The sequence below is a fragment of the Fontimonas thermophila genome, assembly GCF_900113085.1.
In the GTDB taxonomy this organism is placed as follows: domain Bacteria; phylum Pseudomonadota; class Gammaproteobacteria; order Nevskiales; family Nevskiaceae; genus Solimonas; species Solimonas thermophila.
In genome coordinates this window covers 269,320-288,286 of sequence record NZ_FOOC01000002.1, presented here as the reverse complement: position 1 = coordinate 288,286, position 18,967 = coordinate 269,320, and the positions used below count along the sequence as shown (strand labels likewise).

Here is an 18,967-nt window from a genome sequence, read left to right as displayed (position 1 = left end):
CATGCCGCTTCAGGCCGCGACCGGGACCGTGCGCCGAACCTCGATGCGCTGGAAGCATTCGATCTGATCGCCCACCTTGACATCGTTGTAGTCCTTGACGCCGATGCCGCATTCCGTGCCAGCCTCGACCTTCTGCACATCGTCTTTGAAGCGCCGCAGCGACTCGAGCACACCTTCGTAGATGACCGTGTTGTTGCGCAGCACGCGAATCGGCAGATTGCGCTGCACTGAACCCTCGATGACCAGGCAGCCGGCGATATTGCCGAATTTGGAGCTGCGGAACACCTCGCGCACCTGCGCGATGCCGACAATCTGCTCGCGCACCTCCGTTCCCAGCAAACCGGATACGGCATCCCGCACATCATCGAGGATGTCGTAGATGATCGAGTAATAGCGGACATCGACGCCGGTTTCCTGGATGCGCTTGCGCGCACCGGCATCGGCACGGACATTGAACCCGATGATCGTTGCCTTGGATGCCAGCGCCAGATCGACATCGGACTCGCTGATGCCGCCGATGGTCGATGACAGCACATTGATCTTGACTTCCTCGCTGGGCATCTTGCGCAGCGCATCGGCGATGGCTTCGGCGGAGCCTTGCACATCGGCCTTGATCATCAGATTGAGCTGCTTGGTTTCGCCCTCGCCCATCTTGGCGAAGACCTGATCCATGCGCAGCACCTGCGATTGCGCCATCTTCTGCTCGCGCAATTTCTGCTCACGCAGCTGCGCCAGCTCGCGCGCGCTGCGCTCGTCGGCGACCACGACGACCTCGTCACCGGCATCAGGCGCTCCCGACAGACCCAGGATTTGCACGGGGATCGACGGGCCGGCTTGCTTCACGGGGCGGCCGTTCTCGTCGAACATCGCGCGCACGCGCCCGAAGTGCGGGCCCGACAACACGACATCGCCCTGCTTGAGCGTGCCCGAGCGCACCAGCACCGTCGCCACCGGACCGCGGCCTTTCTCGATCGAGGATTCGAGAATCGCACCACGCGCGAGCGTATCGACGGGCGCCTTGAGCTCCAGGATTTCCGCCTGCACGAGAATGGCATCGAGCAAGTCATCGATACCTTCGCCGGTGTAGGCCGACACGCCGATACACTGGACATCACCACCCCAATCTTCCGGGATGATTTCCTCCTTGGCCAGCTCGGTTTTGACACGGTCGATATCGGCTTCCGGCTTGTCGATCTTGGTGATCGCCACAACGATCGGCGCCTTTGCCGCCCTTGCGTGCTGAATCGCCTCGCGTGTCTGCGGCATCACGCCATCGTCAGCCGCAACGACGAGAACGACGATATCGGTGATTTGCGCACCACGGGCACGCATGCGTGTGAAAGCCGCGTGCCCCGGTGTATCGAGAAAAGTGACGATGCCCTTGGGCGTTTGGACATGATAAGCACCGATATGCTGGGTGATACCACCGGCCTCGCTGGCGGCGACTTTGGTCTTGCGGATGTAATCGAGCAAGGACGTCTTGCCGTGGTCGACATGTCCCATGATCGTGACCACAGGCGGCCGCGGTTTTTGCTCGACGTCGTGATGCTCGCCGCTAACTGCAAGCTCCAGGCGCTCCTCGACGTCGGTGGCCTTGACGATCCGCGCCTTGTGGCCCATTTCTTCGACCATCAGCGCAGCCGTGTCCTGATCCAGCGTCTGGTTGATCGTGGCCATGATGCCGTTTTTCATCATGACCTTGATCAATTCGGTGGCCTTGACCGCCATGCGGTTGGCGAGTTCGCCGACGGTGATCGCCTCCGGAACCTCGACCTCGCGCACGATCGGTGCAACCGGCTTTTCGAAGACGTGGACATTTTCGACGCGTACGCGGCCGGACGGTTTCTTCGCCTTCTTTTCACGACGACCGGCCTTGTCCTCGGAAAGATGAAGTTCGGCGCGGTGCTGACGCTCTGCCAGGCGATCGCGGACGGCACGATCGGGCGAGGCTTTCTTGGGAGCGGCGGCGCTCGCTGCTGGCGTAGCAGTGCTGGCAGGCGTAGCTGCCTGCGCGGCAAGTGCTTTCGCCGCCTCGGCGGCACGGCGCAGATTTTCGGCGGCACGCTTGCGCGCCTGTTCGGCTTCCCACTTCGCGCGGTAAAGCGGATCTTCCTTGAGCCGTCGCTGATGCTCTTCGCGCGCGCGCTGCTCAGCCGCCTGCTCTTCTTTGCGCCGGCGAGCCTCTTCTTCCTCACGCAGTTTGCGCTCGAGCTCTTCCTGGTGCCGCCGAGCTTCGGCCTCTGCAGCCGCACGTGCCGCAGCCTCGCGCTCGGCTTGCTCCCGCGCGGCAGCTTCCTCGGCCTGACGCTGCGTTTCTAGATCGACGGGTTCCGGGACATCTTCGCGTTTGACGTATGTGCGCTTCTTGCGCACTTCGATACTGACCGTCTTGGCTGGCGTACCCCGGCCACCGCCGAGCTTGAGCTCGGTGGTTTCGCGCCGCTTGAGCGTGATCCGCCGCGGTTCGCTGGAGACCGCTATGCCACGGGTTTTCTGCTGCAAATAGCTCAGCAATGCGACTTTGTCATCCGCAGTGATCACAGAGTCGGCCTTGGCGACGGCCACTCCGGCCTCCTTGAGCTGCATCAGCAGTTCTTCGACCGGCCGTCCCAGCTCTTTGGCGAAATCCTGTACGGTTACCGTTGTCGACATATGATCTTTCCTGATAGTCGGCCGCGCGGTACCTATGCGTAAGCCTTGGCACGCGCTGCCATGATCAGCGCCGATGCGCGCGCCTCACCGAGATCGGGCAGCAGCTCGAGCAGCTCATCGGTGGCAAGGTCTGCTAGGGACTCGCAGGTGCTGACGCCGGCTTCCGCGAGTTGATAGGCCGTATCTTCATCCATGCCATCGAGCGTCAGAAGATCTTCTGCGGGCTGCGCGTGGGCGCGCTGCTCGGCCTTGGCGATCGCCTTGGTCAGCAGAACGTCGCGCGCACGGTTACGCAGTTCCTCGACGATGCCCTCGTCGAACTCTTCGATCTGCATCAGCTCCTGCGCCGGCACATAGGCAATCTCTTCGAGCGTGGTGAAGCCCTCCTGGACGAGAATGCCCGCGACTTCCTCATCGACGTCGAGCCATTCCATGAAATTGCGGAGGACCGACTGGTTCTCCTCCTCTTTTTTGGACTCCGCCTCAGCGGTGGTCATGACGTTGAGCACCCAGCCCGTGAGTTCGGAGGCCAGACGGACGTTCTGGCCTCCGCGGCCGATCGCCTGCGCAAGTTTCTCCTCGGCAACGCCGATCGTCATCGAGTGCGATTCTTCGTCGACGATGATCGTTTCGACCTCGGCCGGCGCCATCGCGTTGATGACAAACTGCGCGATATTCTCATCCCACGGGACGATATCGATGCGCTCACCCGCAAGCTCGTTGGAGACGCTCTGCACACGCGAGCCACGCATGCCCACGCAGGCGCCGACCGGGTCGATGCGCTTGTCCTTGGCCTGTACCGCAATCTTCGCGCGCAGTCCCGGATCACGTGCAGCACCCTTGAGTTCGATCAGTCCCTGGGCGATCTCCGGGACCTCGAGCTTGAACAGCTCCATCAGAAACTTCGGCGAGGTGCGCGACAGGAACAATTGCGGGCCCCGCGCCTGCGGACTGACTTCGTAGAGATAGCCGCGGATACGGTCACCGGGGCGGATCTGTTCTCGCGGAATCAGCTGATCGCGCAGGATCACCGCTTCGGCATTGCCGCCCAGATCCACGATGACGTTTCCACGTTCGATGCGTTTGACTTGCCCGGTGATCAGCTCGCCAACGCGATCGCGGTATGCTTCGACAACCTGAGCGCGCTCTGCCTCGCGGACTTTCTGGACAATGACTTGCTTGGCCTTTTGTGCCCCGATGCGGCCAAAATCGACCGACTCGACTTTGCGTTCGATGACATCGCCGGGCTTTACGTCCGGATTCTCCTTGCGGGCATACGACAGCTTGATCTGACGTTCGGGGTATTCGAACTCCTCGCTGTCATCCTCCAGAACGGTCCAGCGGCGGAAGGTTTCGTAATCGCCGGTTTCACGATCGATGACGACGCGCAGGTCGGCCTCATCGCCATACCGCTCCTTGGCCGCGGATGCGAGTGCAGCCTCCAGCGCCTCGAAGATGAGCGCCTTGTCCACGCCCTTTTCATTGGACACGACATCCACCATCACCAGGATGTTTTTGTTCATAACCTTTACTCTCGATCGTATTCCGGAACCAGCCGAGCACGGTCGATGTCCGCAAGGGGAATCTCGACCATGCCTTCCGATGTCTCCAGACGCACCGCGCCGTTTGCAAATCCGCGAATCCAGCCGACGAAACGCCGGCGGCCCTCACGTGGGGCGATCAACTGGATACGCGCCTGCTCGTTGACGAACCGCTCGAAATGGGCCGGCTTGACCAGAGGTCGATCGAGCCCCGGAGACGACACCTCGAGTCGGTAAGCGCTGCTGATCGGATCTTCGACGTCGAGGACGCCGGAGACTTCTTTGCTGACGCGTTCGCAATCGTCGATCGTGATGCCGCCTGGCGCGTCGATATACAGGCGCAGCAACGCGCTCTTGCTGCTGGGACTGAATTCCAGCAGCACGAGTTCGTAGCCGATGGCCTCGACCACCGGCTCGAGCAATTGCTGCAAGCGTTCACGCAAAACGGTCATCCGAGGCGACCTGCTCCTGTTGTACCAACAAAAAAGGCCCTCGAGGGGCCCTTTTCAAGCCAGCGGTTTTGGTAGCGGGGGCAGGATTTGAACCTGCGACCTTCGGGTTATGAGCCCGACGAGCTGCCAGACTGCTCCACCCCGCACCAGAGGACGACCAGTATAACTTTCGCTCCGATTCGAAGCAAGAAAAACACACCGGCCCTGCGACTTCCGACCGGCACACAACGGCCCGGATTGTGGCCGGCCAACCCAGTTCCCGATCCTGCGAATGGTGCCCACGGAGAGACTCGAACTCCCACGGCTTTCGCCACTACCACCTCAAGGTAGCGTGTCTACCAATTCCACCACGTGGGCATCGCAGGGGCGCGAAGTGTAGCGCCGGGAACAGGTTTTGTCTCGGGTTTTGTCTCGAGTTTTATTCTGGAACGACCGGAGCCGGTTCGGAGTCGTTCGTCGTCTGCGCCGGCGGATCCTGTGGCTGTTCTTTTGCAGACTCTGCGCTGGCCGGCGCCTGCAGCCGATCGACGACCGAATCCGTCTTGCGCTCTCCATGCACCAGGTAAGCCAGCGCCAGGCTCACCGCAAAGAACACGGTGGCCAGCCAAGCGGTCGTGCGCGACAGGAAATTGGCCGATCCGCGCGCACCGAAAACGGTGCCCGAAGCTCCGCTACCGAAAGCGGCACCCGCATCCGCGCCTTTGCCGTGCTGTAGCAGGATCAGACCGATCAATGCAACCGCGACGAGAACCTGGACGATGACCAGAACCGTATACATGCCGTGCTCACTTGCTCCGCGCCTGCGCAGCTGCGCAGATCGCCATGAATTCCACTGATTTCAGCGACGCGCCGCCAATGAGGCCACCGTCGACGTCGGGACAGCCAAACAAAGCTCCCGCATTTTCGGCCTTGACGCTGCCGCCGTAGAGAATGCGGACTGAGCTTGCAATTTTAGCATCTGATCGGGCGAGTCTGTCACGCAGGAATGCGTGGGCCTGCTGGGCTTGCTCGGGAGTCGCCGTGCGGCCCGTGCCGATGGCCCACACCGGCTCATACGCGATGACTGCCCGTCTGAACGCTTCGATGCCGCACCGATCGAGCACGGCCTGCAACTGCCGCGCGAGTACCGATTCGGTCTGTCCATTTTCGCGTTCCGCAAGCGACTCGCCGACACAGAGAATCGGGATCAGGCCGCAGATCTGCGCCGTGCGGAATTTTGCTGCGACCCGGTCGTCACCCTCGCCGTAAAGGGCGCGTCGCTCGGAATGCCCGACGATGACATGGGAACACCCGACGTCCCGCAGCATGCCGCCATGGATCTCGCCGGTGAAAGCGCCCGGCTTTTCCTGCTCGCATAGATTCTGCCCCCCCAGCTGGACCGGGCTGCCTTCGAGCTGGCGTCCAACCGATTCGAGATAAATCGCTGGCGGGCAGACCAGCACGTCGATATCGGGGTATTTGCGTACATCGAGCACGATGTCGTGGATCAGGCTGGCATTGCTGTCGCGCGACCCATTCATCTTCCAGTTGCCGGCCACCAGTGCGCGTCGGGCCATTGTCACTCCTTGCTTGGGCGGTTCACGAACAGGCATCACGCACGCGTTCGGCCAGATATTCGGCCATCTGCCGCGTTTCGGCCGGATCTTCGGCTTCTACCATGACACGGATCAGCGGTTCGGTGCCGGAGGGGCGCAACAGAATGCGGCCGCGTCCGGCCAGACGCGCACGCACATCGGCCTGCGCAGCGACGACCTGCGGAGTCTCCAGGATGGCGGCCGCTGCAGCCGACACCGGCACGTTGATCAACACCTGCGGATACTTCGGCATGGCGCAGGCCAGTTCCGCCAGGCTGCGATTCTCGCGCAGCAGCGCGGACAGCACTTGCAGCGCGGTGACGATGCCATCTCCTGTGGTGGTCTTGTCCAGGCAGATCGTATGTCCGGAGGTTTCCCCGCCGAGTATGCCGCCACAGGCGCGCAGCGTCTCCATGACATAGCGATCGCCGACTTTGGCGCGAACGAATGCGATGCCCAGGGCACGCAGGGCATGCTCAAGCCCCAGATTCGACATCAAGGTGCCGACAACCGGACCCGACAGACCGCCAGTGGCCTGCCGCAGGCGGGCGATGATGTAGAGAATTTGGTCGCCGTCGACTTCATTGCCCTGCGCATCGACCATCAGGCAGCGGTCGGCGTCACCATCGAGCGCAATGCCCAGATCGGCTCCGGTCTCGACGACTGCGCGCTGCAGCGATGCCAGGTGAGTCGATCCACATTCGAGGTTGATGTTGAGACCGTCGGGCTGATTGCCGATCACGGTGACGTCGGCATCCAGTTCCTGGAATACGGCCGGACCGACCTTATAGGCGGCGCCATTGGCGCAATCGAGCACGATGCGCAAACCCGCGAGGCTGCGTTCGCCAAAACTGCTCTTGCAGAATTCGATGTAGCGCCCGGGACCATCCGTGAGTCGCTTGGCGCGCCCGAGCCGGTCGGGTTCGACACAGGTCATGGGCTGTTCGAGCATCGCCTCGATTTCGAGTTCGATCTCGTCGCTGAGCTTGCAGCCGTCCGGCCCGAAAAACTTTACGCCATTGTCGTGATGCGGATTGTGCGAGGCGGAAATGACCACGCCGGCGCGCGCACGCAGCGCCCGGGTCAGATAAGCGACCCCCGGCGTCGGCAATGGTCCCAACAGGTCCGATTCCACGCCGGCAGCAGCAAAACCTGCCTCAAGTGCCGATTCGAACAGATACCCAGAGCGGCGCGTGTCCTTGCCGATGACAACGCGGGCCTGGTTCGTCCCCGCGCCGAGGACACGCCCCGCGGCCCAGCCGAGCTTGAGGGCGAAATCCGGGGTCATCGGCGGTGTGCCGACGCGTCCTCTCACCCCATCCGTTCCGAAATATTTGCGACTCAAGTTGCCGCTCTCCTCATCTTGAGGGCATGTGCGGTGCGCACCGCATCGACGGTGGCCGCGACATCGTGGGCGCGCACTATAACCGCGCCCTGGCTCACCGCAAACGCCGCCGCGGCCAGGCTGCCGGGCAGCCGCTGATCCACGGAACGGCCCAGCAGCGCACCGAACATCGATTTACGGGAGACACCGACCAGTAAAGGGCGCCCATGTACGGCGAGCCGGTCGAGATTCGCCAGCAAGGTCAGATTGTGCTCCAGACTCTTGCCAAATCCGATGCCGGGATCCAACACGATGCGCTCTGCTGCGATCCCGTTCCGCACACAGCAGGCCATCCGTTCCGCGAGAAAGTCGGAAACTTCCTGGACGACATCATCGTAATGCGGTGCCGCTTGCATCGTTTGGGGATCGCCTTGCATGTGCATCAAGCAGATCGCGGCCCCCGTTGCGACAGCGGCATCGAGCGCACCGGGCATCCGCAGCGCCATCACGTCGTTGATCAGCTCTGCACCAGCCGCACAGGCGGCGCGCATCACCGCAGGTTTCATCGTGTCGATCGAAATCACCGCGTCGGTACGTGCGCGCAATGCCTCGATCACCGGAATCACCCGATCGAGTTCCTCCTGCTCGCTCACAGGCGTCGCACCCGGGCGAGTCGATTCACCGCCGACATCGATGATGGCGGCCCCTTCCTCGACCATGGACAGGGCGTGCGCCACGGCCACCGCGCAGTCGGTATGGCGACCACCGTCCGAGAACGAATCGGGCGTGACGTTGAGCACGCCCATGACACAAGGCGTGCTCAGATCCAAAACCCGCTTGGGGAGAACGAGCTGCACGCTGCAAGGAAGCGCAGAACCGGGATCATCCGACCCCTTCAATCCAGAGAAACGGCCACCCGGTTAGGTCTGGCTCGCCGGCTTGGGAGGCACGCCCGGTTTGGCGGACGGCTCGGCCGCGGCCTTGGGGGAACCGCCCGCGTCTCCGGCATCCTGGGTGTCGTTCCAGCTCTCCGGCGGACCTGGATCCTGGCCAGCCATGATCCGGCGGATCTGCTCGGCATCGATCGTTTCGTATTTGATCAGCGCCTCGGCCATTGCATGCAACTTATCGAGGTTGTCCTCGAGGATCTTCTTCGCACGCGCATAATTGCTCTCGATGATCTTGCGGACCTCTTCGTCGATCGCGTGCGCGGTATCGTCGGAGACGTGCTTGGTCTGGGTCACCGACTTGCCCAGGAAGACCTCGCCGCTGTCCTCGGAGTACGACAGCGGGCCCAGGCGTTCGGACAGCCCCCACTTGGTGACCATGTTGCGGGCAATCTCGGTGGCGCGCTCGATGTCGTTGCTGGCGCCGGTGGTAACCCGGTCGGGGCCAAAGATGATTTCCTCGGCGAGGCGTCCGCCGAACAGCGAGCAGATCTGTGAGTTCAGCCGCTGTTTGGTATAGCTGTAGCGATCTTCCTCGGGTAGAAACATGGTCACTCCCAAGGCACGGCCACGGGGAATGATCGTGACCTTATAGACCGGATCGTGCTCCGGCACCGACAAGCCCACGATCGCGTGGCCCGCCTCATGGTAGGCGGTCAGCCGTTTTTCGTCTTCGGACATGACCATGGAGCGGCGCTCGGTCCCCATCATGATCTTGTCCTTGGCGCGCTCGAAATCGTCCTGATCGACCAGACGCTTGTTGGCGCGTGCCGCGAACAAGGCGGCCTCATTGACGAGATTGGCCAGATCGGCGCCGGAGAAGCCCGGCGTTGCGCGCGCGATGATTTCCGGCTTGACGTTGTCGGCCAGCGGCACCGAGCGGATATGGACCCGGAGGATTTGCTCGCGGCCGCGCACGTCCGGCAGGGGGACGACCACTTGTCGATCGAAGCGGCCCGGACGCAGCAGCGCGGGGTCGAGCACGTCCGGGCGGTTGGTCGCGGCAATGACGATCACGCCCTCGTTGCCCTCGAAACCATCCATCTCGACCAGCAACTGGTTCAGTGTCTGCTCGCGCTCATCGTGACCGCCGCCCAAGCCAGCCCCGCGATGGCGGCCGACGGCGTCGATTTCGTCGATGAAAATGATGCATGGCGCATGCTTCTTGGCCTGTTCGAACATGTCGCGCACGCGCGAAGCACCCACGCCGACGAACATTTCGACGAAATCAGAGCCCGAAATCGTGAAGAAAGGCACGCCTGCCTCGCCCGCAATGGCTTTGGCCAGCAGGGTCTTGCCGGTACCCGGGGGACCGACCATCAGCACGCCCCGCGGGATCTTGCCGCCCAGTCTCTGGAATTTGCCGGGATCCTTGAGGAAATCCACCAGCTCGGCGACTTCCTGCTTGGCTTCCTCGCAGCCGGCGACGTCGTTGAAGGTGATTTTCACTTGATCCGCATTGAGCATGCGGGCACGGCTCTTGCCGAACGACAGCGCGCCGCGCCCCCCGCCTCCGGCCTGCATCTGCCGCATGAAATAGACCCAGACCGCGATCAACAGCAGGATCGGGAAGGCGTTGAACAGCAGCTGCAGGATCCACGGGGTCTCCTTGGGCAGCTCGCCACTGAATTTGACTTTGTTGTCGAGCAATGTGCCGATCATGGCGCGGTTGTCCGTCTCCGGGCTGATCGTGACGAAGCGCGATCCGCCCTTGAGTTCACCGCGGATCACCGGGCCGTTGATCGTGACCTCGGCGACATTGCCCTGCTCGACCTGGGCCATGAATTCGGAATAGGCCAGCTCCGGCTGGGCCCGTGAGCGGGACGAAAAGCTCTGGAAAACGCTCATCAGGACGACGAGGATCACCACCCAGAGCAGCAGATTTTTGGCCAGATCGTTCAATGGAATTCCTCACAGTCGGGGACCCGCCTCGATCCGGCGGGCCGCATGATCAGAACACTACACCGCATGAAAGTTGCGCGCCAGCAGATAAACCTCGCGACTGCGCGGACGGGAGGCTTTCGGCTTGCGGATCGCGACGTTTTCGAACGCCTCCCGCAGGGATCCGAGGTAGGCATCAAAACCATCGCCCTGAAAGGCTTTGACCAGCAGCGTGCCGCGCGGTTTCAGATGCGCCTTGGCGAATTCAAAGGCCAGTTCGCACAGATACATGCTCGCCGCCTGATCAGCGGCGTCCACGCCGCTGATGTTGGGCGCCATGTCGCTCATGACGAGATCGACCATCTGGTCACCGACACGGGCTTCGAGCTGATGCAGTACGGCATCCTCGCGGAAATCGCCGATGATGATGTCCACCCCGGGAATCGGCTCAAACGGCAGAATGTCGAGCGCGAACAACTGGCCGCGGCTGCCCAGCAGTGGCCGCGCCACCTGGCTCCAGCCTCCGGGGGCGGCGCCGAGATCGACGACGATCTGGCCGGGTTTGAGAATGCGATCCCGCTCCTGGATCTCCTTGAGCTTGAAGGCCGCGCGCGAACGCAATCCGAGCCGCCGCGCTTCGTGCACGTAGGGATCGGCTTCATGCTCCGCCAGCCAGCGGGCCGAACTGGGACGACGTTTCTGACTCATGACGGACGGGAACGTGGAACGCGCGTACGATTCAGGGCAGGATGCACGGACGGCGATTCCCGACTCCCGATTCTCCGGTCATATGTGGTGCACTTTGAGGATTTCAAGCTCCCGTGCGCCGGCCGGCGTCGTCACCCGGACGATGTCGCCCTCGCACTTGCCGATCAAGGCACGGGCGATCGGCGAATTGACCGACAACAACCCGCTTTTGGCGTCGGCTTCGTCCTCACCGACGATCTGGTAGCGCAGCTCCTCGCCGGAATCGGCGTCGGCCAGATCGACGGTGACGCCGAAAATGACCTTGCCAGTTGCGGCCATCTGGGTGACGTCGATGATCTGGGCGGCGCTGAGTTTGGCCTCGATCTCCTGGATACGCCCCTCGTTGAACCCATGCTGCTCGCGTGCGGCATGGTATTCGGCGTTTTCACGCAGATCGCCCTGTTTACGCGCTTCCTCGATGGCCGCGATGATTTTCGGGCGCAGCTCGCTTTTGCGGTACCGGAGTTCTTCGCGCAGCTTTTCGGCGCCGCGGGCCGTCATTGGAATCTTGTTCATGGCAATCTTCGGGCAAAAACAAGGCCCGCCGCGCACCACGGCAGGCAAAAAAATCGGATGAATGCGGTAATGGTACTTACTGGATCGAGGCGTGCAAGCTCTGCAGGCGGTTGACGTCCAGGCGATCGAGATGATCCATCGCCGCCGCGGCGGCGAGCGCGCCGGCCATGGTCGTGAAATAACAGACTTTGTTCTGGATGGCCGAGGCGCGGATCGAGCGCGATTCCTCGATCGATTGCTTGCCCTCGGTGGTGTTTGCGATGAAGTGGATCTCCCCGTTCTTGATCATATCGACACAGTGGGGCCGCCCTTCCTTGACTTTGTTCACGCCCTGGCAGGGAATGCCGGCTTTCAGAATCGCCGCGGCGGTGCCGTGGGTGGCGATGATCCTGAACCCCTTGGCCGCGAGGATGCGGGCGAGCTCCACGGCTTTTTTCTTGTCCTGGTCGCGCACCGAGATGAACGCCGTGCCTTCGCGGGGGATGTTCATGCCGGCAGCGAGAATCGCCTTGTGGAAGGCCTCGCCAAAGTGGATGCCCGTGCCCATGACCTCCCCGGTCGAGCGCATCTCCGGCCCCAGCAGGGGATCGACGCCGGGGAATTTGTTGAACGGAAAGACCGATTCCTTGACCGAGTAGTACGGAGGCAGGATCTCCTTGGTCACGTTCTGCGCTTTGAGCGTCTGCCCGACCATGCAGCGCGCCGCAATCTTGGCGAGCGGCCGTCCCGTGGCCTTGGAGACGAAGGGTGCCGTGCGCGAGGCACGAGGATTGACTTCGAGCAGATACACCCGGCCCTCCTGCACGGCGAACTGGGTGTTCATCAATCCAACGACGTTCAAGGCCTTGGCCAGCTTGACCACCTGGCGGCGGATTTCGTCCTGGACCTTCTTGGGCAGGGAATGCGCCGGTAGCGAACACGCCGAATCGCCGGAATGCACGCCCGCCTCCTCGATGTGTTCCATGATTCCGCCGATGACAACGTCCTGCCCGTCCGCCAGTGCATCGACATCGACCTCGATCGCGTCATTGAGGAAGCGGTCGAGCAGCACCGGCGAATCATTGGACACCTGGACCGCCTCGCGCATGTAACGCAGCAGATCGGGGTCGTCGTAGACGATTTCCATCGCGCGGCCGCCGAGCACATAGGACGGCCGCACGACCAGGGGATAGCCGATCCGGCGGGCAACCGCGAGCGCCTGCTTCTCTGACGTCGCAGTGCCATTGGGCGGCTGCAGCAGACCAAGATCGTCGATCAGTTTCTGGAACCGTCCGCGATCTTCGGCGAGATCGATGGCATCGGGCGTGGTCCCGATGATCGGCGCCCCCGCCGCCTCGAGTCGCCGCGCCAGCTTCAGCGGCGTCTGTCCGCCGAATTGGACGATCACGCCCTTGGGTTTTTCGAGGTCGATGATTTCCATCACATCCTCGAATGTCAGCGGCTCGAAATACAGGCGGTCCGAGGTGTCGTAATCGGTCGAGACGGTCTCCGGATTGCAGTTGACCATGATGGTTTCGTAACCATCCTCGCGCAGGGCCAATGCGGCGTGCACGCAGCAGTAATCGAACTCGATGCCCTGCCCGATGCGGTTCGGACCGCCGCCCAGGATGACGATCTTCTCGCGGTTCGAGGGCGCGGCCTCGCATTCCTCGTCGTAGGAGGAGTACAGATAGGCGGTGGACGTCGGGAACTCGGCGGCGCAGGTATCGACGCGCTTGTAAACCGGGCGGATGCCGAGCTTGTGCCGCAGACGGCGCACCGAGTCCTCTTTGACGCCCATGAGTCTTGCGAGCCGCGCATCGGAAAATCCGAGCCGCTTGTAGCGGCGCAAGAGCTCGGCATCGAGTGCACTCAGTTTCTGACCGGCAAGCTGCCGCTCGGCGGCGATCAGTTCCTCGATTTGTTCGAGGAACCACGGATCGATTTTCGAAAGCTGATGGACTTCGTCGATGCTCATGCCGGCACGGAAGGCATCCCCGATGTACCACAGCCGCTTGGCGCGCGGAATCGCCAGTTCAGTCCGGATGCGATTGATCGACTCCTGCGAAAAATCGGGGACCTGCGACTCGAAACCCTCGGATCCGACCTCGAGCCCGCGCATCGCCTTGTGCAGGGCCTCCTGGAAATTGCGGCCGATCGCCATCACCTCGCCGACCGACTTCATCTGCGTCGTCAGTCGTGAATCGGCCTGCGGGAATTTCTCGAAAGTAAAGCGCGGAATCTTGACGACGACGTAATCGATGCTGGGTTCGAACGAAGCCGGGGTTCGCCCCCCGGTGATGTCGTTCTTGAGTTCGTCGAGGGTGTACCCGACGGCGAGCTTGGCAGCGATCTTGGCAATCGGAAAACCCGTGGCCTTGGACGCCAGCGCCGAGCTGCGCGATACGCGCGGATTCATCTCGATCACGATCATGCGCCCGTCTTTGGGGTTGATCGCGAACTGCACGTTGGAGCCGCCGGTATCGACGCCGATCCTGCGCAACACCGCAAGACTCGCGTCGCGCATGATCTGATATTCCTTGTCGGTGAGGGTTTGCGCCGGCGCAACGGTGATCGAATCGCCGGTGTGCACGCCCATGGGATCGAAGTTTTCGATCGAGCAGACGATGATGCAATTGTCCTTGCGGTCGCGGACAACCTCCATCTCGTACTCTTTCCAGCCGAGCAGGGATTCCTCGATCAGCACTTCAGTGGTTGGCGACAGATCGAGCCCGCGCGCGACGATTTCCTCGAACTCATCGACGTTGTACGCAACGCCGCCGCCCGTCCCGCCGAGCGTAAAACTTGGCCGGATGATCACCGGGAAACCGATTTCCGCCTGAATTCTGCGCGCCTCCTCCAGGGTGTGGGCGATGCCGGAACGGGCACAGCCCAGACCGATCTCGGTCATTGCATCGCGGAATTTCTGACGGTCCTCGGCGATGTCGATCGCCTCGGCCTTGGCGCCGATCAGCTCGACACCGTATTTCTCCAGAACGCCGTGCCTGACCAGGTCGAGGGCGCAGTTGAGCGCGGTCTGCCCGCCCATCGTCGGCAGCAGTGCGTCAGGCCGCTCCTTCTCGATGATTTTCTTGATCGCCTGCCAGCGGATCGGCTCGATGTACGTGGCATCGGCCATTTCCGGGTCGGTCATGATCGTCGCGGGATTCGAATTGACCAGGATGACGCGATACCCTTCCTGACGCAGAGCCTTGCAGGCCTGGGCTCCCGAGTAATCGAACTCGCAGGCCTGGCCGATGACGATGGGGCCCGCACCGATGATGAGAATGCTGTGGATGTCGTTACGCTTGGGCATGGATCGGATCATCCGCCGGCGACAACTGCCGGCCGGGCATTGAAGTGGGAAACGCGGCCTGCACGCCACGTCGGAGTGCCGTGCGCAGCATGAACGGCCCATTCGAATGAAGGCGGTACCCCACGGTCACCGCCCGATACCCCGGTGGCGAGGGTACTGGCACCGCACATGGTCAGTTACCGCCGGCCATCAGCCGCACGAAACGGTCGAACAGCTCACCGACATCGTGAGGACCGGGGCTGGCTTCCGGATGGCCCTGGAAGCTGAAAGCTGGTGCATCGAGCACACGCAAGCCTTGGTTCGAACCATCGAACAGCGAGCGATGCGTGACCTTCACATGCGCCGGCAAGGTCGATTCGTCGACGGCAAAGCCGTGATTCTGGCTCGTGATCATCACGCGCCCGCTTTCGAGATCCTGCACCGGATGGTTTGCGCCATGGTGGCCGAATTTCATTTTCAGCGTCTTGGCGCCGACAGCCAGCCCCAGGATTTGATGTCCCAGACAAATTCCGAACAAAGGCAGCTTTTTTTGTATTAAGGCCCGCGCGGCCTCGATGGCATAAGTGCAGGGCTCGGGATCGCCAGGGCCGTTGGAGAGCAGCACCCCGTCGGGTTTGAGCGCAAGCACCTCGGCAACGGGAGTCCTTGCCGGCACGACGGTGACGCGGCAGTCGCGGTCGACGAGCATGCGCAGGATGTTGCGCTTGACGCCAAAATCATAGACGACGACATGGTAGCGCCCACCCGGTCGCTCTGTTTCCCGGTTGGCTGCGAGCGTCCAGCTACCGCGGGTCCAGGTGTAAGCCGCGTCAGTGGAGACGACCTGCGCCAGGTCGGCGCCCTTGAGTCCGGGGTGGCGCTGCGCGGCCGACAGGGCTTTTTTTCCCGAGATGCGGCTGCCGGCGACGATGCAGCCATTTTGTGCGCCTTTATCGCGCAGGATACGGGTCAGCCGGCGAGTGTCGACACCGGCGATGGCAACCACCTTGTTGGCTCGCAGGTAATCGCGGAAATCTTGTGTCGAGCGGAAATTGCTCGGCCGCCGCGGTACTTCCCGCAACACCAGACCGGCAATGTGGACCCGGTCGGACTCGGCGTCTTCGGCATTGACTCCGACGTTGCCGATGTGCGGATACGTCAGCGTGACGATTTGCCCGCGGTACGAGGGGTCGGTGAGGATCTCCTGATACCCGGTCATCGCGGTGTTGAAGACCACTTCCCCGACTGTCTGTCCTTCTGCGCCGATGGAAACACCGTTGAATATGGAACCATCTGCGAGTACGAGCAGGGCCGGTTTGAGGTCTGGCATGGGTATCGTTTCTAATCCGGTCGTTGCATGAGGATCGACCCTGCAAGGCGCGCGGGCCGGTCCCATCGAAAGTTACGGTGTTTTGCCGAGAGGCTCGCTTCTTCAGCAAAACGGGGGCTTTATGCCCCCGCAGGATTAGGTCGGCATTATATCGCTGCGCTGCCGCATCGTCCATGCGGCCAAGATCGCGCCGCGCGCCGGGCCTGGGTATCTCGTCGCGGTCATAGTGGCAGCTCGATCTGGTCTCCGGCGCCCGGCGGCACACGGAAATGCGCCGTGGAAAGTACCGGCATCGGCTGCGCATTGAGCCCCAGCCGCTTGCACGCGGTGCGGAAGCGCTGGGCGATGACATCGGCGTAAGCTCCCTCCCCGCGCATACGCGTGCCGAAAGCGCTGTCGTAGTCCTTGCCACCGCGCATCTGCGTCACCAGGCTCATGACGTGCGCGGCCTTCAGGGGCAGATGTACATCGAGCCAGGCCCGGAACAGCTCCTTTACTTCGTGCGGCAGACGCAGCATCACATAAGCCGCATGGCGTGCCCCGGCATCGTATGCGGCTTCGAGCACGCGCTCGAGTTCGGCATCGTTGACGAAAGGGATCACCGGCGAAAACATCACCATCACCGGCACGCCGGCATCGGCGAGCTTGCGCATCACACGCAGCCGTGTCGCCGGCGCCGAGGCGCGCGGTTCCAGCGTGCGTTTGAGCGCGGGATCCAGGGTCGTCACCGAGATCGCGACCATGACGAGATCATCGCGCGCCATGTCCGCGAGCAAATCGATGTCACGCTCGATCAGAACCGCGCCTTTGGTGACGATCCCGACGGGGTGACGGAAACGGGCCAGGACCTCGAGGATGCCGCGTGTGATTCCGAGCCGGCGTTCCACCGGCTGCCATGGATCGGTGTTGGCACCGAGCGCGATCCATTGCGGACGGTAGCCCGGTTTGCGCAGCTCTGCCTCGAGCAAACGCGCGGCATCGGGCTTGTAAAACAGCTTGGTCTCGAAATCGAGTCCCGGTGAAAGATCGAGATAAGCGTGCGCAGGCCGGGCGTAGCAGTAGACGCAGCCGTGCTCGCAGCCACGATAGGGGTTGATCGACTGGCGGAACGGGATGTCGGGCGATACGTTGCGCGTGATGATCGTACGCGCATGGTCGATGAAAAGCTGGGTCGGCAGCTCGCGTGCGGCTTCCATCGATTCCGCGACGTCCTCGTCGGAGAGATCGGCCTGGCCATCCATGGGTGGATGATCCGAGCGCAGCGTCCTGCCCCATCCGTCATCGATGGGCTCGCGACGCAGGGTTTCGAAGCGCCCTTGCGGATTGATCGTGGCGCCACGCCCTTTGTGTGGGATCGGCGATCGAGTCAAGGTTCGCGCCTCCCGTCCAGATAGTCCCACACCAGATGCAGGAACAGCCGCATGCCGGTTGCCAGTGCGTGTTCGTCCATCGTGAAATGCGGTGAGTGATTGGCCGGGAACTCATCCGGCGGAATGTGTGGCGGCCGGATGCCGACAAAGAAATACAAGCCCGGGATCTCGCGCTGGAAGAATGAAAAATCCTCGGCTCCGAGAATCGGCTGGGCTTCGAACAAGGCATCGCCGAAGGCTTGACGCAGCCCCGGCAGCATGCGCGCCATCAATGCGGGATCGTTGTAGGTGACCGGATAGGCGTGACGTTCCGCGATGAACACCTCGGCGCTTGCGCTGGAAGCCTCGGCGATCTTCTCGGCAGTGCGTTGCACGCGTGCATGCAAATCCTGACGCATGTTTTCGTCGAGGGCACGCAAGGTGCCTTTCATCTCAACCCGATCCGGGATGATGTTGTCACGTACCCCACCCTCGATCTTGCCGATGGAAACGATCACCGGCGCCTTGGTCGCCTCGGTTTGACGGCTCGGGATCGTCTGCAGACCGAGTACGATTTGCGCCGCTGCGACGATTGGATCGATACCCAGCCAAGGGGCGGCGCCATGGGTTTGCTTGCCGCGGACCACGATGCGCAGATCGTCGGCACTGGCCATGATGCCGCCGGAACGGTAACCGACCCGGCCGACTTCGAATTGCGACAACAAATGCAAGCCAAAAATCGCCTCTGGTTGCGGATCGTTGCGCAGCACGCCCTCACGGATCATTTGTGCGGCACCACCCTCCTCTCCGGGAGGTGGACCCTCCTCGGCGGGCTGGAAAATGAGCTTGACCGTGCCCGGCAGGATGTCCCGCTGCTGCATGAGCACCTCGGCGACGCCGAGCAGAATGGCCATGTGGCCATCGTGCCCGCACGCATGCATGACGCCGACTTCCTTGCCATCGTAAGTTGTACGCACGGTGGACCGGAACGGCACATCGGTTTGTTCGGTAACCGGCAGCGCATCCATATCGGCGCGCAACGCGATCACAGGACCTGGACGAGCGCCCTTGATCACACCGACGACGCCTGTGCGCGCAATCCCCGTCTCGACCGGCACACCCAGTGCACGCAGCTGTTCGGCAATGTAAGCCGCCGTTGCGAATTCGCGATTGGACAACTCGGGGTGTGCGTGCAGATGCCGTCGATGCTCGATCACGTGCGGCTGCACGGCGTTGATCAGCGCCTGCAGATCGCGCGTATCCGGGCTCGCAGGGGGCATCTGCGACAGCGTCTGCGACAAGACTGCGGCGACGGAAACCGCGCTGGCTGTGTGCAGGATGCCCATCGTTCTCTCCTCAAGAAACGTCGCTATCGCCGTC

At 62.5% G+C, this 18,967-nt stretch carries 14 protein-coding genes and 2 tRNA genes; all 16 read right to left on the bottom strand.

The window, feature by feature from the left end; all coding sequences use genetic code 11:
• Positions 1-9: 9 nt before the first annotated feature.
• The 16 genes from infB to BMZ48_RS02995 all read right to left on the bottom strand — a co-directional run bounded on the left by infB (position 10) and on the right by BMZ48_RS02995 (position 18,933).
• Positions 10-2,652, bottom strand: coding sequence for a translation initiation factor IF-2 (gene infB / locus BMZ48_RS03070; RefSeq protein ID WP_091531650.1), 2,643 nt, complete (start codon positions 2,650-2,652; stop codon positions 10-12).
• A gap of 32 nt (positions 2,653-2,684) precedes the next feature.
• On the bottom strand, positions 2,685-4,175 hold the full coding sequence (gene nusA / locus BMZ48_RS03065; RefSeq protein ID WP_091531646.1) for a transcription termination factor NusA: 1,491 nt from the start codon (positions 4,173-4,175) through the stop codon (positions 2,685-2,687).
• A gap of 5 nt (positions 4,176-4,180) precedes the next feature.
• Entirely contained in the window at positions 4,181-4,645 is a 465-nt protein-coding gene (gene rimP, locus BMZ48_RS03060; RefSeq protein WP_091531642.1) for a ribosome maturation factor RimP, read from the bottom strand.
• 69 nt (positions 4,646-4,714) lie between these two features.
• Positions 4,715-4,791, bottom strand: a tRNA-Met gene (locus BMZ48_RS03055).
• A 126-nt stretch (positions 4,792-4,917) separates the two neighbouring features.
• A tRNA-Leu gene (locus tag BMZ48_RS03050) sits at positions 4,918-5,002 on the bottom strand.
• Positions 5,003-5,063: 61 nt separating this feature from the next.
• Positions 5,064-5,423: a preprotein translocase subunit SecG gene (gene secG, locus BMZ48_RS03045; protein WP_091531639.1), complete on the bottom strand. Its 360-nt coding sequence runs from the start codon at positions 5,421-5,423 to the stop codon at positions 5,064-5,066.
• A 7-nt stretch (positions 5,424-5,430) separates the two neighbouring features.
• Positions 5,431-6,201 carry a triose-phosphate isomerase gene (tpiA, locus tag BMZ48_RS03040; RefSeq protein ID WP_091531635.1) on the bottom strand — a complete coding sequence of 257 codons (771 nt, stop codon included), beginning with the start codon at positions 6,199-6,201 and terminating at the stop codon, positions 5,431-5,433.
• 22 nt (positions 6,202-6,223) lie between these two features.
• Positions 6,224-7,564 carry a phosphoglucosamine mutase gene (glmM, locus tag BMZ48_RS03035; protein WP_091531632.1) on the bottom strand — a complete coding sequence of 447 codons (1,341 nt, stop codon included), beginning with the start codon at positions 7,562-7,564 and terminating at the stop codon, positions 6,224-6,226.
• Complete coding sequence (gene folP, locus BMZ48_RS03030) at positions 7,561-8,400, bottom strand: dihydropteroate synthase (protein WP_234981496.1); 840 nt, start codon at positions 8,398-8,400, stop codon at positions 7,561-7,563. Before folP ends, glmM begins: the two co-directional genes overlap by 4 nt.
• Before the next feature lie 63 nt (positions 8,401-8,463).
• Positions 8,464-10,392, bottom strand: a complete 1,929-nt coding sequence (ftsH, locus tag BMZ48_RS03025) for an ATP-dependent zinc metalloprotease FtsH (protein ID WP_091531625.1) — start codon at positions 10,390-10,392, stop codon at positions 8,464-8,466.
• A gap of 57 nt (positions 10,393-10,449) precedes the next feature.
• Complete coding sequence (rlmE, locus tag BMZ48_RS03020; RefSeq protein WP_091531622.1) at positions 10,450-11,079, bottom strand: 23S rRNA (uridine(2552)-2'-O)-methyltransferase RlmE; 630 nt, start codon at positions 11,077-11,079, stop codon at positions 10,450-10,452.
• 78 nt (positions 11,080-11,157) lie between these two features.
• A complete protein-coding gene (gene greA, locus BMZ48_RS03015) occupies positions 11,158-11,634 on the bottom strand; it encodes a transcription elongation factor GreA (protein ID WP_091531619.1) in 477 nt (158 codons plus the stop codon).
• A 76-nt stretch (positions 11,635-11,710) separates the two neighbouring features.
• The gene (gene carB / locus BMZ48_RS03010) at positions 11,711-14,929 is read right to left on the bottom strand and encodes a carbamoyl-phosphate synthase large subunit (protein ID WP_091531616.1); all 3,219 of its coding nucleotides are present in this window, start codon (positions 14,927-14,929) and stop codon (positions 11,711-11,713) included.
• A 172-nt stretch (positions 14,930-15,101) separates the two neighbouring features.
• A complete protein-coding gene (gene carA, locus BMZ48_RS03005; protein ID WP_091531612.1) occupies positions 15,102-16,238 on the bottom strand; it encodes a glutamine-hydrolyzing carbamoyl-phosphate synthase small subunit in 1,137 nt (378 codons plus the stop codon).
• A 221-nt stretch (positions 16,239-16,459) separates the two neighbouring features.
• A complete protein-coding gene (locus BMZ48_RS03000) occupies positions 16,460-17,608 on the bottom strand; it encodes a PA0069 family radical SAM protein (protein WP_091531608.1) in 1,149 nt (382 codons plus the stop codon).
• Positions 17,605-18,933, bottom strand: coding sequence for an amidohydrolase (locus BMZ48_RS02995; protein WP_091531604.1), 1,329 nt, complete (start codon positions 18,931-18,933; stop codon positions 17,605-17,607). The genes BMZ48_RS03000 and BMZ48_RS02995 overlap by 4 nt, the downstream gene beginning before the upstream one ends.
• Between the last annotated feature and the right edge of the window lie 34 nt (positions 18,934-18,967).

Coding starts and splice junctions, on each gene's coding strand:
- infB (WP_091531650.1), bottom strand. CDS start 2,652: ATGTCGACAACGGTAACCGTACAGGATTTCGCCAAAGAGCTGGGACGG.
- nusA (WP_091531646.1), bottom strand. CDS start 4,175: ATGAACAAAAACATCCTGGTGATGGTGGATGTCGTGTCCAATGAAAAG.
- rimP (WP_091531642.1), bottom strand. CDS start 4,645: ATGACCGTTTTGCGTGAACGCTTGCAGCAATTGCTCGAGCCGGTGGTC.
- secG (WP_091531639.1), bottom strand. CDS start 5,423: ATGTATACGGTTCTGGTCATCGTCCAGGTTCTCGTCGCGGTTGCATTG.
- tpiA (WP_091531635.1), bottom strand. CDS start 6,201: ATGGCCCGACGCGCACTGGTGGCCGGCAACTGGAAGATGAATGGGTCG.
- rlmE (WP_091531622.1), bottom strand. CDS start 11,079: ATGAGTCAGAAACGTCGTCCCAGTTCGGCCCGCTGGCTGGCGGAGCAT.
- greA (WP_091531619.1), bottom strand. CDS start 11,634: ATGAACAAGATTCCAATGACGGCCCGCGGCGCCGAAAAGCTGCGCGAA.
- carB (WP_091531616.1), bottom strand. CDS start 14,929: ATGCCCAAGCGTAACGACATCCACAGCATTCTCATCATCGGTGCGGGC.
- carA (WP_091531612.1), bottom strand. CDS start 16,238: ATGCCAGACCTCAAACCGGCCCTGCTCGTACTCGCAGATGGTTCCATA.
- BMZ48_RS02995 (WP_091531604.1), bottom strand. CDS start 18,933: ATGGGCATCCTGCACACAGCCAGCGCGGTTTCCGTCGCCGCAGTCTTG.